Below are 16,273 nucleotides of genomic sequence, written 5' to 3' on the forward strand. Positions count from 1 at the left end.
TGTGTCATCGTGAAAAAAATACCGGTTACTGTATTGAGCGGTTATCTCGGATCAGGAAAAACAACCTTGCTCCGCCGCATATTGACAGAGGAAACAGAGATAAAAACAGCAGTTATAGTAAATGATATGAGTGAAATTAATATTGACGGATACATATTAAAAGGAGATGCATTCAGCCGGACAGATGAAAAGCTCGTTGAAATGCAAAACGGGTGCATTTGCTGTACATTAAGAGAAGATCTATTAATTGAAGTAAGTAAGCTTGCTGCACTAAAAGAGATTGACCATATTGTCATTGAATCCTCCGGCATCAGTGAACCTGTCCCTGTTGCCCAAACACTTTGCTTTGCGGATGAAGAGCTTAATATTGATTTAACACAACTATGCTATATCAACTCCATGGTCACAGTTGTTGATGCCAATAGATTTTGGCATGATTACTACTCGGGAGAAAGTCTGTTAGACCGTAAAGAAGCAGCAGATGAAAATGACACCCGTGATATAGCAGATCTTTTAATAGAACAAATAGAATTTGCAAATACTATTATTCTTAACAAAGTGGACTTAGTGGATGATTCTGAAGTGAAAAAACTTCATGCAGCTGTTTCTGCACTAAATCCAGAGGCAGACATATTGCAATCCTCTTTCTCTTCGGTGGATACGAAAGAATTGCTTCATCGAAATCACTTTGATTTAGAAAAGGCGAGCGGGAGTGCCGGCTGGATAAAAGAGCTTAACGAAGAACATACTCCGGAAACTGAAGAATATGGCATCCGCTCATTTGTGTACAGAAGAAAAAGACCCTTTCACCCAAAGCGGCTGCTCAACTGGCTTGAAAACTGGCCTGACACTGTTATAAGAGCAAAGGGTTTTTTCTGGCTTGCAACACGAAACGATACTGCAGGGCTTCTTTCACAAGCGGGAACGTCCATCATCCTTCAAGGTGCGGGAAACTGGATTGCCTCTATGAGCGAAGAAGAAAAGGAAGAAGCGTTTGCAGAAGACCCCGTCTTAACAGAACGCTGGGACAGCGTCTTTGGAGACAGAATAACAGAACTGGTTTTTATAGGAACTTTTCTTGTCAATACAAACATTGAAGCTTCTCTTGATGACTGCCTTCTCACTGAAGAAGAAATGTCAGCAGACTGGACTTTATTTCAAGATGATCTGCCCCCATTTCAATAATTCTGAAAGATTTTAGTTACTAATATCATTGCATAATTGTTTTCAAATCGTACTGGTTACGATATAATAGCTAAGGATTATCAACCTGCTTACTACTATAAATTGACTAAAGGAGAAGAATATCATTGAAAAAACTAAATATTTTCCTTCTTGCGGCCTTCATGCTTGTACTTGGAACTGCTCTTTCCGGCTGTGCCGGGGGACAAAACAGCGATACGCCTGAAAATACCGAGCCAGCTGAAACAGCTCAAGAAAAATTGAAGATTTATACAACTATATACCCTTTAGAGGACTTTACAACGAAAATTGGCGGAGAGTTTGTAGAAGTTGAAAGTATCTACCCACCAAATTCAGATGCACACACGTATGAACCAACATCGAAAACAATGGTCAGCATTGCTGATTCTGATGCATTTATTTATTCTGGCGTAGGTCTTGAAGGATTTGCAGAAAAAGCAAAAGACACACTAAAGGGAGAAAATGTTAAGATCATTGCAGCAGGTGAGGGAATTGAGCTACTCTCAACTGAAGATGCTGCACATGATCATGAAGGAGAACACTCTCATGCAGATGATCATGCGCATGAAGACGAACATTCTCATGAAGATGAGCACTCTCATGAAGACGAGCACTCTCATGAAGATGAGCACTCTCATGAAGATGAGCACTCTCATGAAGATGAGCACTCTCATGATGGACATGCACATGATCATGGTGACGAAGATCCCCACATTTGGATAGATCCAATTCTTTCAATCCAAATAGCAGAAAATATTAAAAATGCATTAACCGAGCTTCAACCTCAAGGAGAAGAAATCTTCAACCAAAATTTTGAGGAACTAAAAAACAATCTTGAAAAGCTTGATTCAGAATTTTCACAGGTTATTGGAGAGTCCGAGAAAAAAGAGATTCTTGTTTCACATGCAGCTTATGGGTATTGGGAAAACCGATATGGATTACAACAAATCAGTGTACTTGGACTTTCGCCTACTCAGGAACCTTCCCAAAGACAGCTCCAAAATATCATTGAAACTGCTAAAGAGCACAATCTTCAGTATGTAATATTTGAGGGAAATGTGAGCAGTAAAATTACTGAAATTGTTAAAAATGAAATTAATGCTGAAGCACTTACTCTCTACAATCTCGAATCTATGTCTGAGGAAGATCTTCAAAACGGTGAAGATTATTTCAGCATCATGGAGAGAAATCTGGAGACGTTAAGAAAAGCATTGAATTAATATGAAGAGCAGTGCCAGTGCACTGCTCTTTTTTTTATGCACTTACAATTCCGGTCTACTGCTAAAGGAGCTTCAGCTGTAAAAACAGCATGCTCCCCGCTTCCAAACAAGACCTTTAACGAAAAAAAGGAAACAAGCATCACTTGTCTCCTCAGGGGTAATTTTATTCATCGGTGCTTTTCAGATTATATTTCTTGTTAAATCTGTCAGCACGTCCTCCGCGATCTGTAAACTTTTGCCTTCCAGTGTAGAAAGGATGTGTATCTGACGTTACCTCAACTTTAAGCAGAGGATAAGTATTTCCATCTTCCCACTCTATGGTTTCGTTAGATGTTTTTGTTGAACCAGATAGAAACTTAAAACCGCTGTTCATATCCATATAAACAACTTTATGATATTGGGGATGAATTCCAGGTTTCATATATAACCACTCCTTATGCTCTATTAATCGTAATCGTTACGTTTTAAATTATAACCCTTTGTTATTCTTTTGTCAAAGAACATGCACTCCTTTTTCTTCCGCATAAAAAATTACAAAATGTGGACAATAAGGGAAGATTGTTAAATTGCAGGAAAAGAAAGGCGGATCATTGTGGACCATCTAATACTGGCAAGAAGCCTGTTTGGCACAACAATGGGTTTTCATATTATCTTTGCAACGCTTGGAGTCGGACTGCCGCTCATGATCCTCTGCGCGGAGCTCTTGTTTCAAAAAACAAAGGACAGAGACTATGCCATTATGGCTAAGAGATGGACGAAAGGCCAGGCTGTCCTGCTGGGTGTAGCGATACCTACAGGCACAATTGCCGGAGTGCAGCTTGCATTGCTGTGGCCTGGTTTTATGGAAGTGATAGGAAAGGTCATGGCACTTCCGTTTCAGATAGAAATTTACGCCTTCTTTATTGAAGCGCTGTTTATGTCCATCTATGTGTATGCGTATGACAGGCTTACTCCCCGTATGCGTATTTTCAGTGTCACGCTTGTTATGCTGGGTGCTGCTGCTTCTGCCATTCTTATTACGAATGTTCATGCCTTCGAAGGGACGCCTGCGGGTTTCCGAATTCTCAATGGAGAAATTACGGATGTTGATCCCTGGGCTGCTTTTTTTAATCCCAGCTTCTTTGTTACTGCCGCCCATGTTGCAGTGTCGGCATTTATGACTGGGGCATTTATCATTGCTTCCATCGCAGCTTATAAAATGCTCAGAAACAAAAATAATGAAAGATTGTATCAATTTCATCGCAAAGCATTGATGATGGGTCTTGTCATCGGGGGTATCTTCTCTCTGCTGACAGCTTTCAACGGCCATGAATCAGCTCAAATGCTTCATGAGTATCAGCCTGAAAAGCTTGCTGCCGCCGAAGGCCTTTTTGAAACACAAAGCCATGCACCATTTACGCTTGGAGGCTTTACCGACAGAGAAACACAAACTGTAAAAGGGGGCATTGAAATTCCCTGGCTGCTCAGCTTTTTGTCGGGAGACAGCTTTGACACAGTCGTAATCGGCTTAAACGATTTTCCTGAAGAATACTGGCCTCCATTGTTTGTTCATACACTGTTCAACGTCATGATTATCATTGGAACGTTTCTGATTATGCTCTCTGTGGCTGGTTTTGTATGGCGTAAATTTCTTAAAAAAGACCGTTTTCCAAAGGTGTTTATGTGGGCTTTCGTCCTAAGCGGTCCCCTGTCGCTCATTGCAGTGGAATTTGGCTGGATATTTGCGTGTACCGGAAGACAGCCCTGGGTCATTTACCGAATTCAAAAAACAGCTGATGTTGTGACAAGCTCAGAACAAATAGGAGTGCTGTTCATTCTTTTTTCACTCGTATACGCCATATTGGGCATAGCGGTTGTACTTGTGCTGCTGTACTACTTTAAGAAAAATCCAGTTGAAAAAGATATAGCCAAAGCAGCAAACAAAGATATTAATGTCTAGACAAGAGGTGATTGATCAATGGAAATGACCACAGACGCACTGATTGCAATCACGGTATTATGGGGATTCGTGTTCATATATGCTGTTATGGCCACGATGGATTTCGGGGCAGGTTTTTGGTCAATGTTTTATATTAACAAAGAAAAAACAAATGCAACCAATATTGCAAACCGTTATTTGTCGCCTACGTGGGAAGTGACGAATGTATTTATCGTAGCGATCGTCGTGGCTTTGGTAAGTTTTTTTCCGGGAGCTACCTTTATTCTCGGAACAGTTTTGCTGATACCGGGAAGTTTAATTCTCCTTCTTCTCGCAATACGAAGCGGTTTTCTGGTTTTTTCACACATTGCTAAAAGCTACGAAAAAGCTTTAACCTATGTTTCGGGCATCACCGGGTTTTTGATTCCAGGGCTGCTGATACTTGTCCTGCCGCTGACACATGGTGGATACATAACGGTAGAAGACGGCCTGCACAGGCTTCAGCTCCTTTCTCTGTTAACCAGCCCTAATGCCCTTTCATTTGTGGCATTCGCCATCAGCAGCACGCTGTTTCTTTCTTCTCTTCTGCTTGCTGATTACTCAAATGTTTCCGATGAACCTGAAGCCTACTATATTTACAGGCGTGATGCTTTGATTATGGGGCCAATTTCACTGCTGATGGCATTCTGCATCATGCTGACCATGAGAACAGAAGCAGCGTGGCTGTATACCCGTATGATGGACTATTTACCTTGGCTGATTGGTTCTGTGGCCACTTTTCTTGTTGCCGGAATTGCCATGTACCTGCCATCGAGGAAAAGCGGCCGAACGGGACGGCCCCGTATTGCAGTGATTGCCATCGTCGTTCAATACCTGCTGGCCAGTTATGCATATGGCCGAGCGCACCTGCCTTATATGATTTATCCTGATGTCACGATACAATCAGGCTTTACCCACCCCAACACCTTTAGGGCATTGTTTATCACTTACATTATAGGGTTCGCCATATTGTTTCCAGGATTTATTTTTTTCTGGAAAATGTTTATGGGCGATAAAGAGTACCTGAGGCAGAAAAATTCGTAACAATAGATGACAGTATGATTGTGCTCATCCTGCACAAACTATAGCTGTACCTAGTCAAGGGAGGTTACAGCATGCATGAAGTGAAGGTTTTGTGCGAAGTGAATAACTGTCACTACTGGGGAAAAGGAAATAAATGTACTGCTGACAGCATCTATGTCGTCAGCCATCATGGAGAACAAGCATCAAATAGCAGAGAAACAGACTGCAAAACATTCAAACCGCATGATCTATCGTGAAATAACTAACGGGGCTGTAAGCCCCTGCTTACATAAGACAAGGAGGCAGCCGTATGAATGAAGAAAGCTTGTTACACTCTTTCCGGGAAGAAATGCAAACAGCCAGCAGCTCATCCTTTCCAACCTTTGTTGATTCCTTTGCCAACCTATGGGATTACGAATTCGGATCACTCGAAGGCCTGCCCTCAGACATCAATGAAATAGTCGGCCACAGGGCGGTTGAATATGATTTGTATGAATAAAGAAAAGCGGAAGGCGCCGCTCAGCGGCGACAAGCATAAGATGGCTTGGACGTAAGGTCGCTCTTTGACCTTATGGCCAAGACAGCTTATGACCTCGAGCCGCTGGCGCCTGGAGCTGGACAATGTAGAAAAGCGGAAGGCGCCGCTCAGCGGCGACAAGCATAAGATGGCTTGGACGGAAGGTCGCTCTTTGACCTTTTGGCCAAGACAGCTTATGACCTCGAGCCGCTGGCGCCTGGAGCTGGACAATGTAGAAAAGCGGAAGGCGCCGCTCAGCCCTGACAAGCATAAGACGAGCCGGAATGAAGGTCGTTCTTTAACCTTCAGGCCGGATTGGCTTATGACCTCGAAGGGCTGGCGCCTGGAGCTGGACAATCAAGAAAAGCGGAAGGCGCCGCTCAGCGGCGACAAGCATAAGATGGCTTGGACGTAAGGTCGCTCTTTGACCTTATGGCCAAGACAGCTTATGACCTCGAGCCGCTGGCGCCTGGAGCTGGACAACATGAAAAGCGGAGCCGGCTTGCTCAGGCCTGACAAGCATAAGACGAGCATCTCTAAAAGGCGCTCTTTGCCTTTTTGAGATGATTGGCTTATGACCTCGAGGGCCTAGCCGGCGGAGCTGGACAAACCGAAAAGCGGAAGGCGCCGCTCAGCCCTGACAAGCATAAGACGAGCCGGAATGAAGGTTGTTCTTTAACCTTCAGACCGGATTGGCTTATGACCTCGAAGGGCGGGCGCCTGGAGCTGGACAACACGAAAAGCGGAAGGCGCCGCTCAGCGGCGACAAGCATAAGGCAGCTTGGGCAGGAGGTCGCTTTTTGACCTCTTGACCAAGCTGACTTATGACCTCGAGCCGCTGGCGCCTGGAGCTGGACAATGTAAAAAGCGCAAACCAAGGAAGTCATGCTAAGAGCGCCACGTCCTGTGGCAGCATGACTGTCCGACGACCTGTCGGGCTCTGACAAGCATAAGACGAGCCGGTATAATTAACCTTCAGTCCGATTGGCTTATGACCTCGAGCAGCTCTGATGCAGCAAGCACACTCTCGTTTCCATAATTTGCTTTTATCCCCAAATGAGCTCTAATATTTTAGGTGCTTTTCCACCTCAATATGTCGCATTAACTATATAAGCTCTCCTCACCTATGTCACAAATTTAACCTCTACCATAACCTGAATCAGACCATAATCCCTTATGCAATAAGGGATTTTCTCTTTGGAAGAAAGCAGGATCAGTGCATCATATTGGCCATTATGCTGCTAGTATAGATATTTACAGAAAGTTCCATGAATGTTAACAATAAGAGCTGTGGGAGTACCTTTTAGGACTAGACTAGTTGGCACAACTATGTCTAAAATAGTTAGGTAAATGAGTTAGATAAAAGTCGCCAAGCACTAGACATAGTATGATAAAAGAAAAGCGCTACATGGCTATAGGCTCATGTTATGTCTTCCATAATTCGGTAATATTTTCCCTGAAAAACGGAGGGATATTAAAGAATGGAAAAAAGACCACAACCAATAGAAGCAGCTTTTTTGTTTACACAAAAACATTTTCCACATTGTCAGGGAGCTATATTAGCTGGAAGTGTTGTTCGTGGACAAGCAACTAAAACATCTGATTTAGATATAGTGATCTTTGATGAAAATATATCTTCTTCTTATCGGGTATCACTTATTGAATTTGGATGGAATATTGAGCTGTTTGCACATAACTTATCATCTTATCGTTTCTTTTTTGAAAGTGATTGTGAAGAAGCAAGACCCTGTATGCCAAGAATGGTTAGCGAAGGGAAGATTTTAAAAGATACAGGCGTATTGTCAGAAATAAGAAAAGAAGCTAAAGAATTATTAGAACAAGGACCAAAAGAGTGGTCAAAAGAAACAATTGATCTGAAGCGATATTTTATCACTGATGCGTTAGATGATTTAATCGGCTGCCAAAATAGAGGCGAAGGAATTTTCATTGCAAATAAACTCGGTGAATTAGTAAGTGAGTTTATTCTTCGCAGTAATCGTAAATGGACCGGCTCTTCAAAATGGATTGTTCGTTCATTAGCTCATTACGACGAGGAACTTGCAAACGAATTCGTTGAAGCATTTGATGCATACTATAAAACAAATGATATTGCTAAAATAGTAAGACTGACTGATAAAGTTCTTAAACCCTTTGATGGAAGATATTTTGAAGGCTTCTCGTTAGGAAAAAAATAAACCAATGTTAAAAACGCTCAGAATATATTTAAAGGGTTCTGTTTTCGAGTAAAAACATCATTCGCACAAAAAATTGCAGTTCAATTCGCATCTGAATTGGACTGCAATTTTTTTCATTATTCGAGGTTTATCTTCTTTAAAGGTGTTTATTCAGCTATCTAAATTGATATGTTCAAAATGGTAAACAGGTATTTGGATATTTATGTTAAAATCACAGCAGGCTTACTCAACATAAGATGAAGGTCAGTGGAATAAGGTGTATGATTCTCTTTGCCAATTTGAAACATATGCAAAGTAAGGTCCGTCTAATAATTTCAGGGGGGCAAATCATATGAAGACATTTCATTTTTGCAGTTTAATCGTCGTCTTATTATTGTCATTATTAGGGTGTCAGCAAAATTCCGTATTATCAAATGACCTTCATTTTAAAAATGATATAGAAGGTTTTGTTGAACCTGAATCATCAGATTGGGTGAAATATACTAAGCCTGTAAGAGAGTATATGTATCATAGAACTCAAGCAGTAATAAATAATGATATAAACATTCTTTGGGTAAGGTACCCAGAATTAAAAGAGAATATCGATCCTGTTAAAGGAGTTAATGTAGAAAAAAATGAGGTTGAATCCTTGAATCAAGGTTTTGACTTGTTGGATGCCAATTACAATATTGAAAGTTATGAACGAATTAAAGTAAACGCAATAAATGATAATGAAGTGACAGTCCTGGTTCACGGAAGCATTGTTTATTTGAGAGATGACTTCGACGAATCTGGCGGAGAATATTTAATAAAGGTCTTCTTAAAACAGAATGATAGTCAATGGAACGTGGTAAAAACTGATGAATACACACTACCTGAATACAAAAAATGGTTACAAGAAAAAAATCAATAACCCCTATTAAACTTACGGATGCTAATCTTCGAAAAAGTGCTACTATAAAATAGGCTCGGAGCTTAATTGCTCCGAGTTTTTTGTGTGCTATTTTACTGCTACCTGTCAGAATGTCTCTGTGCCTTTTAACTTGTTTAAATTTCTTGGTAAATTTCTTTCTGTGAGGGGTTTTTGCATTTCCTCTCCCAAGATGGTATCCGTTACTGTTACAGACGTTTTTATCTTGGCCTTCAGCTTCTTTTTTCCTGCAGCTGCTGCGAGCTTTTTCTGCGCACCAGCAGTTTTATGACATATCCCTGAGAAGGAGAAAAAAGGAAGACCAAGCTGAAGATAACTCCAGCCGCTGATGCCATTGCACCCGCTATTGAAATATTCATCAACACTGCTGCATAGTAGCCTGATACAGCGGACAAAACACCGATCAACCCGCTGATGACGAGCATATGGCTAAGCTTTTCTGTCAGCAAGTAAGCTGCTGCTGGAGGCACAATGAGCATTGCCACAACCAGAATAGCTCCCACACTGTCAAATGAAGCCACCGTAGTCATTGAAAGCATCCCCATCTGCAGGTAGTGAATTAGCAGGACGGGAATGCCCAGCGACATGGCCATTTGCGGATCAAAGGATGTAATCTTAAATTCCTTATAAAACAAACCAATCAAAAGCAGGTTTACGACAAGGGCAAATCCAAGCATCCAGACTGCTTTTGGGCCAAGGGTTACCCCCCCTATTTGCACAATATCCAGCGGAACAAATGTGATTTCTCCCATCAGTGCATGATTCACATCAAGATGAACATTTCCTCCATAAAGGGTGAGAAGAATTACACCAACAGCAAATAAAAAGGTGAAAACTACGCCAATCGCAGCATCTGACTGCACGCCTTTTGCGCTTAAGAGCTGAACAAAAAAAGCGGTAAGCAATCCTGCGCATAAAGCTCCTATAAACATTGCTGCTCCATCCAGGCTTTGGCTGATCAAAAATGCAGCTACAATCCCAAGGAGAACAGTGTGGCTGATTGCGTCTGCCAGCATCGCCATTTTTCTTAAAATCAGAAAGCATCCGATTATTGAACAGCTGATGCCGACCAGAGATCCTGTCAATAAGATCCAACCTTCATAGCTCAACACGTTTCCCCCTTTTTAACTGGCTTTCTGAAGCATACAGCGGCAGCGGCAGCCTATTGTGCAGCTTAAGCAAATTCAAAAGCCTTTTCCTCATTGTAGCTGAATTCATCATCTCTTCTATGTTTGTGGTTTCATTTTGATAGGAGGAAGCAAGCTCATGTTCATGCATTAAATACACTTCGTACATTCTTCTCTTTAACACTGCTTCATGCAGGATATGTGCTCCTCTATCGCTAAGAAGCATTATGCTGCTCCTTTCAGCAGAAATAAGGACTTTTTCCTTTTGGAATTGCTTCAGAATACTGCTGTACTGACGGGGTGAGACAGAACGGTTCTTCATGACAGCCTCCATCTGGTGATCCAGCAGCGGGCCTTCATGTTTCTCATAATATTCATACAGTGACAACATCACCATTTCGCGGGCAGTTTCCCTGCGGACTCTATATTGTTTCAGTAATTTGGAGAGCAGCCCTTTTTCGGGAGCAGCAACCAGTGAAATTAAAAACAGCATAGTCGCGGTAACAATAATCAGCGGCCCGGTAGGCATTCCGTTGACTGCTGTACTCAGCAAGGTGCCCGCAGCACCTGACAGTCCACCAAGAATTCCTGATAAAAAGATCATCACGCCAAGACGATCCGTCCAGTACCTTGCAGTAATAGACGGTGTTATCAGCATGGCGGCCATCAGAATAACACCTACCGCCTGCAGGCCAATGACAACAGCAGTTACAATCAGTCCCATCAGCAATGCATTCAAAAAGCCGGTGGGAAGGCCGATGCCTTTTGCAAACTGAGGATCAAAAATCATCAGCTTGAATTCCTTAAAAAACAGCGCGGTTATGAAAAGCAAAATGCCTGAAGCAACCGCTATAACTCTAACATCCGCAGGCACCATCGATGCTGCCTGGCCGAAGATAAAATGGTTCAAACCACTGTGGTTTCCGCTGCCATGATTCTGCAAATAGGTCAGAAGAACAATTCCAAAACCAAAGAATACTGAGAGGACTAGACCTAAGGAAGTATCTTGTTTGATTTTAGTATGTTTTGTAATGAACCCGATCAGAAAGGCTGCAATCAAACCCGTGAGAGCCGCACCTGCAAGCAAAATCGGAAGCGACATCCTCCCGCTTGCCATAAAAGCCAAGCAAACGCCGGGCAGAGCCGCGTGGGCAACTGCATCTCCAACAAGACTTTGCTTTCTCAAAAGAGCAAAGCTGCCTAGAACTCCGCTGCTCACACCAAGAAGAAGGGTTCCGAATAACACCCATTGAGTGTTGGGATTTCCCAATTGATACAGCAGCTGCTCAATCATTACTCTCACCAGTAACTTTTTCTCCGTTTGGATACGTGTGACTTATAATAGACAACCTGCCCCCGTATGCTTTTTGAAGGTTATCGTGTGTAAAGGTCTCTTTAGTCGGACCAAATGCAACTCTTCTCATGTTCAAGAGCAGTACATAATCAAAATATTCTTCAACAGTCTGTAAATCATGATGAACAACCAAGACAGTTTTTCCATTGCTCTTCAATTCATTTAACAGGAGAATGATCGCTTTTTCAGTAGCAGCGTCTACACCAGCAAAAGGTTCATCCATAAAATACACTTCTGCTTCCTGGGCAAGAGCCCTGGCAAGAAACACTCTCTGCTGCTGTCCACCAGACAGCTGGCTAATCTGCCTGTCTGCAAAAGGCAGCATCCCAACTTTATCAAGACATTCTCGAGCAGCACTCACATCTTCCTTTTTGGGGCGCCTGATCCATCCAGTATGACCATACCTTCCCATAAGGACAACGTCGAGAGCATTTGTTGGAAAATCCCAATCGACTTCTCCCCGCTGAGGAACATAGCCTACTTTTTTCCGCTGCTTTTTATAGGAATCCCCGAATATTTCAACAGAACCGGCAGCAGGTGCAACCAGATTGAGAATGCTTTTAATAAGCGTGGATTTTCCAGCACCGTTTGGCCCTATTAAGCCAACAAGTTTTCCAGAAGGAACAGTAAAGGATATCTCCTGAAGTACAGGCTTTTTGTTGTAGGCAACTGTCAAATTTTCAACATTCACCGGGTTCATTGTTTTCTCCTCCTACTTTAGTGAAGCTGTAATACGATCAACATTATGTTTAAACATGCCGAGATACGTACCTGCTTCAGTACCTTCTTCACCCATTGCATCCGAATAGAGTTCACCGCCGATTGTCACTGTATGTCCCTTCTGTTTTGCACCTTCTATCACCGCAGTAATAGATTTATCCGAAATGCTGGTTTCAATAAATACAGATTTAATATTTCTTTCAGCAAGCAAATCCACAAGGCTTTGAACATCTCTTAGCCCATATTCCGATTCGGTGCTTAATCCTTGAAGCCCCATAACCTCTATACCATATTGATGTCCAAAGTACTGAAACGCATCATGTGCGGTAACCAACACCCTTCCAGATTCCGGTATTTGTTCTATCTGCTCCTTTGCATAAGCATCCATTTCCTGCAGCTTTCTTTTATAGTCTTCAAGATTTGCTTGAAATGTTTCAGATTGTTCAGGACGAAGATCAGAAAGTTCTTTTTCTACTGCTTCAGCAGCTTCCATCCACAGTGGAATACTAAACCAAATGTGAGGATCATGAATGCTTGGATTTTCCTCATCTGCAAGCAGATCATCCTCTGAGATTTCCTTAGAAACAGCATGAACAGGTTTTTCACTGGAAAGCTTCTCCAGAAGATTTCCCATTTTCCCTTCAAGATGCAGGCCATTATAGAAAATGATGTCAGCCTCATTCAGCTTTTTCATATCTCCCTGTGAAGCTTGATACAAATGGGGATCAATTCCCGGCCCCATCAGCGCCTCTACCTCTACTTCACTGCCTCCAATGTTTTTTGCAAGATCTGCAATCTGCCCAGTTGTGGCTGTGACCTTCAGCCTGCCGTCACTTTCATTGGAAGAAACGTTGTTACAAGCACTCATCAAGCCGAGACATGACAGCATGACAGCTGCAATCGTTTTTTTAATATGAAACATATTCATTTCTCCTTTCTTTCCTCTAGTAATTATTTTTTCCCTAGTACAACTTTTTAACTAAAAAAATATTAACCTTTCTAACTGCTATAATATTTCTTCAGTACATATAATATTACCAAACCTAAAAATGTTTCCTTAGTACAAAAATTAAAGCAAAATTGGCTAATTGTCAAATAAGAAAAGTGAAATCATCTTTCAGCATAGTTTGCTGGCCTTGGTTCCATTGTGTTAGATAAGTTTAACCATTTCCCAAAAAGAATTGAACAAAACCTTTCACAGAATGAAATACCAGCCAACAATCTAAAAAAATACTGCATATAAAAAAAGCCAGTTATCGATAACTGACTAAAAAGCAGAAAGGGTGAAATTATGGTGTTTCACACCCACCTAGATGGTATACCAGCTAGGTGGGAAAGTAAATTCTCAGTAAATAAAATATGGCTGTAAAAATTATTGAAATTTCCTGTCAGGATAGAAATTTTCATAAGCTATTTGAAACTTTTCAAGAGCTGTATTGTTAATTTCAAATCCAATTCCCGGGGTTTCAGGTACCTTCAGCCTGCCATTTTCCACTTTTATCTCCGGCAAAATAATATCCTCCTCCCAATAGCGGGATGAAGATGATAAATCACCCGGTATTGTAAAGCCTTGAAGTGAAGCAACCGCAATGTTGTGCGCACGTGAGATGCCAGTCTCAAGCATGCCCCCGCACCAGACCGGCACATCTCTCTTCACACAAAAGTCATGTATCTCTCTGCTTGTCTGAAGTCCCCCTACCCTTCCAGGTTTAATACTGATGATTCCGCAGCTGCCAAGCTCAACAGCCTGGCGGGCATCATGGTATGAAGTGATGCTTTCATCAAGGCAGATAGGTGTTACCATAGATTTTTGCAAGGAAGCATGATCTATTATGTCATCAGCTGCAAGGGGCTGCTCTATAAGCAAAAGCTGATATTCATCCAAGGCCTGCAGTCTTTGAATATCATTCAGCGTATAAGAAGAATTAGCGTCAGCCATCAGAAGAATATCAGGAAAGTGTTCGCGAATTTCCTTGACCACTTCAAGATCCTGGTGAGGCTTAATTTTTATTTTTATCCGCCGGTAGCCTTCATGTGTATATGCTTCTATCTGGCTGAGCATCTCCTTTACGCGGCCCATGCCAATCACGACACCCGCCTCAACCTCTGTTCTGGTTCCGCCCAAAAGCTTTGACAGAGACATTTCATTCAGTTTTGCATACAAGTCCCAATAGGCACTTTCAATGGCAGCTTTCGCCATTGGGTTTCTACGGTAAACCGAGAGTGCTTTCCCAACTTCAGATGGAGAAACAAATTGATGATTCAGGAGCATTGGAATAAAAAAATCCTTCAGCATATGTCTGCAGGTCCCGACTGTTTCTTCTGTATACCAGGGTGAAGAAAACGCGACAGCTTCTCCCCAGCCTGTACAGCCCTGATGATCCCGCACTTCAACAAGCAGGCTCTCCCTTTCTTTCACAGTGCCAAGACTGCTGACAAAAGGGGTTTTCAGTGTCATTTTAATGTGATGAAGGTGAATGCTTCTGATATTATACATTGCCTGACTCCCCTTGAAGAATATCCTTCAATTTTCTTCTAAGCAGTTTTCTTGCAGCGTTTCTGGGCAGCTTCTCCAGAAAACGGACTGAATGAGGAACTTTGTATTTAGCCAGCTTTTCCTGACAGTATTTCATCACATCCTGCTCCCCTAGGTGTTTCCTGGATGTGATAAAAGCGCACGGTACTTCTCCCCACTTGGCGTGCGGCATACCGACGACCCCTGCATCAAAGATATCCGGATGTGAAAGAAGGACACCTTCAATTTCAGCAGGATAGACATTTTCTCCGCCTGAAATAATTAAGTCTGATCTTCTGTCGAGCAGGAACAGATATCCTTCCTCGTCCTGATAGCCAATGTCGCCTGTTCTGAACCAGCCCCCGCTGTCAGTAAGCTCAGCTTCTTCATATAAATATGCTTTCGCAACATTTGCTCCCTTTACAAGAATTTCACCTGCTTCGTTGGGCTGGCAGTTTTGTTTGTCATTTTGGATGCTGATTGAGCAGGGAAAAAGAGGTTTTCCTGCTGAACCCAGTTTTGTAAAACAGTCTTCCGGCGGGAGTGTAGCAATTTGAGAAGAAGTTTCTGTCATTCCATAAGTTTGATAAATAGGAATGCCCCTTTCTGCACATTTTTGCAGCAGGGACAAGGGAGCCGGCCCGCCGCCAAGCAGCATGCACCTGAAAAAGTCAGGATATTTCCCGTCCATTGACTGAACCATCTCCGTTAGAAGCGTGCTGACCGCTGACATGATCGTAATTTTTTGCTGATGTATGAGTGAGTTCAATAAACGTGCGTCTGCAGAAGGAGCAATCACAGCACAAATTCCGTAAATGACACTTCGAAGCAGGATTGACAGGCCGCTAATGTGGAACATGGGCAGGGCCAGGAGCCAGCGGTCTTGATGATGAAGACCAAGATTTAAAGCAGATGCTGCAGCGCTCCAATAATGATTTCCGAATGATTGAATCACACCTTTTGGATGTCCCGTAGTTCCTGAAGTATACATCACGGTTGCTGGCTTTTCTAAAGGAAATTCAGCCAAAAAGCTCTTTAATCCACTCTCTGCTTTCGGCAGGTCTGCGATGCTGACAGTCTCGCAGATGTTGACTGGAGCTTTGCTTTTACATTGCTCGTCCGTAATGATGATAACAGTCTGACTATGATTCGACTGCCATGCTATTTCTTCACTAGTCAGCCTGTTATTAAGAAGAACTGCCGTTGAACCTATATAAAAGAGAGCATGGATGGTAACCGCCATGTCCAGGCTATTGCTCATCAGCACACCTGTTTTATCTGATTCTTTTACACCCGCCTTTGACAATTGTGCCGCCCTTTTCAGAACTAGTGAGTGCATCTCCTTAAAGGTCAGGCTGGTTCCTTCACTGACCAGGGCCTGCCGCTCCGGTGTCAAAAATGCTCTTTGTGCTAAAAAATTTGGTACTGTATATCCATCCATAGTGACATTCCTTCCCTTTCAGTCTGGTCTGACAGCTTATACCAGCGGACCTGTTTCCACAGCTTTATAACTCACCTGCTCTTGTCCATAA

The 16,273-nt window shown here is 42.4% G+C and carries 16 protein-coding genes; 9 read left to right on the top strand and 7 right to left on the bottom strand.

Annotated features, from left to right (window positions below; genetic code table 11):
* Nucleotides 1-9: 9 nt before the first annotated feature.
* Nucleotides 10-1,185, top strand: coding sequence for a GTP-binding protein (locus GJU40_RS09750; protein WP_343031495.1), 1,176 nt, complete (start codon nt 10-12; stop codon nt 1,183-1,185).
* Nucleotides 1,186-1,346: 161 nt separating this feature from the next.
* Nucleotides 1,347-2,423, top strand: coding sequence for a metal ABC transporter solute-binding protein, Zn/Mn family (locus tag GJU40_RS09755; RefSeq protein WP_154307602.1), 1,077 nt, complete (start codon nt 1,347-1,349; stop codon nt 2,421-2,423).
* Nucleotides 2,424-2,586: 163 nt separating this feature from the next.
* On the opposite strand, the gene GJU40_RS09760 is transcribed toward GJU40_RS09755, so the two are convergent.
* The gene (locus GJU40_RS09760; RefSeq protein WP_154307574.1) at nt 2,587-2,844 is read right to left on the bottom strand and encodes a type B 50S ribosomal protein L31; all 258 of its coding nucleotides are present in this window, start codon (nt 2,842-2,844) and stop codon (nt 2,587-2,589) included.
* Nucleotides 2,845-3,015: 171 nt separating this feature from the next.
* Between GJU40_RS09760 and GJU40_RS09765 the strand changes: the two genes are divergently transcribed.
* From GJU40_RS09765 to GJU40_RS09795, 7 genes are all read left to right on the top strand, one after another.
* On the top strand, nt 3,016-4,362 hold the full coding sequence (locus GJU40_RS09765) for a cytochrome ubiquinol oxidase subunit I (protein ID WP_343031496.1): 1,347 nt from the start codon (nt 3,016-3,018) through the stop codon (nt 4,360-4,362).
* 18 nt (nt 4,363-4,380) lie between these two features.
* Complete coding sequence (locus tag GJU40_RS09770; protein WP_154307575.1) at nt 4,381-5,424, top strand: cytochrome d ubiquinol oxidase subunit II; 1,044 nt, start codon at nt 4,381-4,383, stop codon at nt 5,422-5,424.
* A gap of 71 nt (nt 5,425-5,495) precedes the next feature.
* A complete protein-coding gene (locus GJU40_RS09775; protein ID WP_154307576.1) occupies nt 5,496-5,660 on the top strand; it encodes a DUF1540 domain-containing protein in 165 nt (54 codons plus the stop codon).
* Nucleotides 5,661-5,713: 53 nt separating this feature from the next.
* The gene (locus GJU40_RS09780) at nt 5,714-5,902 is read left to right on the top strand and encodes a hypothetical protein (RefSeq protein WP_154307577.1); all 189 of its coding nucleotides are present in this window, start codon (nt 5,714-5,716) and stop codon (nt 5,900-5,902) included.
* A 64-nt stretch (nt 5,903-5,966) separates the two neighbouring features.
* On the top strand, nt 5,967-6,335 hold the full coding sequence (locus tag GJU40_RS09785) for a hypothetical protein (RefSeq protein WP_170289371.1): 369 nt from the start codon (nt 5,967-5,969) through the stop codon (nt 6,333-6,335).
* Between the two features lie 1,066 nt (nt 6,336-7,401).
* Nucleotides 7,402-8,115 (top strand): nucleotidyltransferase domain-containing protein, encoded by a 714-nt coding sequence (locus tag GJU40_RS09790; protein ID WP_154307579.1) that lies wholly within the window; start codon nt 7,402-7,404, stop codon nt 8,113-8,115.
* Between the two features lie 331 nt (nt 8,116-8,446).
* Nucleotides 8,447-9,007, top strand: coding sequence for a hypothetical protein (locus GJU40_RS09795; RefSeq protein ID WP_154307580.1), 561 nt, complete (start codon nt 8,447-8,449; stop codon nt 9,005-9,007).
* A 230-nt stretch (nt 9,008-9,237) separates the two neighbouring features.
* On the opposite strand, the gene GJU40_RS09800 is transcribed toward GJU40_RS09795, so the two are convergent.
* From GJU40_RS09800 to GJU40_RS09825, 6 genes are all read right to left on the bottom strand, one after another.
* Nucleotides 9,238-10,134 carry a metal ABC transporter permease gene (locus tag GJU40_RS09800; protein ID WP_154307581.1) on the bottom strand — a complete coding sequence of 299 codons (897 nt, stop codon included), beginning with the start codon at nt 10,132-10,134 and terminating at the stop codon, nt 9,238-9,240.
* Nucleotides 10,124-11,446, bottom strand: a complete 1,323-nt coding sequence (locus GJU40_RS09805) for a metal ABC transporter permease (RefSeq protein ID WP_154307604.1) — start codon at nt 11,444-11,446, stop codon at nt 10,124-10,126. Before GJU40_RS09805 ends, GJU40_RS09800 begins: the two co-directional genes overlap by 11 nt.
* Nucleotides 11,439-12,206 (bottom strand): metal ABC transporter ATP-binding protein, encoded by a 768-nt coding sequence (locus GJU40_RS09810; RefSeq protein WP_154307582.1) that lies wholly within the window; start codon nt 12,204-12,206, stop codon nt 11,439-11,441. The genes GJU40_RS09805 and GJU40_RS09810 overlap by 8 nt, the downstream gene beginning before the upstream one ends.
* Before the next feature lie 12 nt (nt 12,207-12,218).
* Nucleotides 12,219-13,139, bottom strand: coding sequence for a metal ABC transporter solute-binding protein, Zn/Mn family (locus GJU40_RS09815; protein ID WP_343031499.1), 921 nt, complete (start codon nt 13,137-13,139; stop codon nt 12,219-12,221).
* A 459-nt stretch (nt 13,140-13,598) separates the two neighbouring features.
* Nucleotides 13,599-14,723 (bottom strand): o-succinylbenzoate synthase, encoded by a 1,125-nt coding sequence (gene menC / locus GJU40_RS09820; protein WP_154307584.1) that lies wholly within the window; start codon nt 14,721-14,723, stop codon nt 13,599-13,601.
* Nucleotides 14,716-16,182 carry an o-succinylbenzoate--CoA ligase gene (locus GJU40_RS09825; RefSeq protein ID WP_154307585.1) on the bottom strand — a complete coding sequence of 489 codons (1,467 nt, stop codon included), beginning with the start codon at nt 16,180-16,182 and terminating at the stop codon, nt 14,716-14,718. Before GJU40_RS09825 ends, menC begins: the two co-directional genes overlap by 8 nt.
* Nucleotides 16,183-16,273: the final 91 nt, after the last annotated feature.

The sequence above is a fragment of the Metabacillus lacus genome, assembly GCF_009674805.1.
Classification (GTDB): domain Bacteria; phylum Bacillota; class Bacilli; order Bacillales; family Bacillaceae; genus Metabacillus_C; species Metabacillus_C lacus.

Excerpts from the sequence above, each read along its gene's own strand:
- GJU40_RS09755 (WP_154307602.1), top strand. The coding sequence starts at position 1,347 with ATGCTTGTACTTGGAACTGCTCTTTCCGGCTGTGCCGGGGGACAAAAC.
- GJU40_RS09760 (WP_154307574.1), bottom strand. The coding sequence starts at position 2,844 with ATGAAACCTGGAATTCATCCCCAATATCATAAAGTTGTTTATATGGAT.
- GJU40_RS09770 (WP_154307575.1), top strand. The coding sequence starts at position 4,381 with ATGGAAATGACCACAGACGCACTGATTGCAATCACGGTATTATGGGGA.
- GJU40_RS09775 (WP_154307576.1), top strand. The coding sequence starts at position 5,496 with ATGCATGAAGTGAAGGTTTTGTGCGAAGTGAATAACTGTCACTACTGG.
- GJU40_RS09780 (WP_154307577.1), top strand. The coding sequence starts at position 5,714 with ATGAATGAAGAAAGCTTGTTACACTCTTTCCGGGAAGAAATGCAAACA.
- GJU40_RS09790 (WP_154307579.1), top strand. The coding sequence starts at position 7,402 with ATGGAAAAAAGACCACAACCAATAGAAGCAGCTTTTTTGTTTACACAA.
- GJU40_RS09795 (WP_154307580.1), top strand. The coding sequence starts at position 8,447 with ATGAAGACATTTCATTTTTGCAGTTTAATCGTCGTCTTATTATTGTCA.
- GJU40_RS09805 (WP_154307604.1), bottom strand. The coding sequence starts at position 11,446 with ATGATTGAGCAGCTGCTGTATCAATTGGGAAATCCCAACACTCAATGG.
- GJU40_RS09810 (WP_154307582.1), bottom strand. The coding sequence starts at position 12,206 with ATGAACCCGGTGAATGTTGAAAATTTGACAGTTGCCTACAACAAAAAG.
- menC (WP_154307584.1), bottom strand. The coding sequence starts at position 14,723 with ATGTATAATATCAGAAGCATTCACCTTCATCACATTAAAATGACACTG.
- GJU40_RS09825 (WP_154307585.1), bottom strand. The coding sequence starts at position 16,182 with ATGGATGGATATACAGTACCAAATTTTTTAGCACAAAGAGCATTTTTG.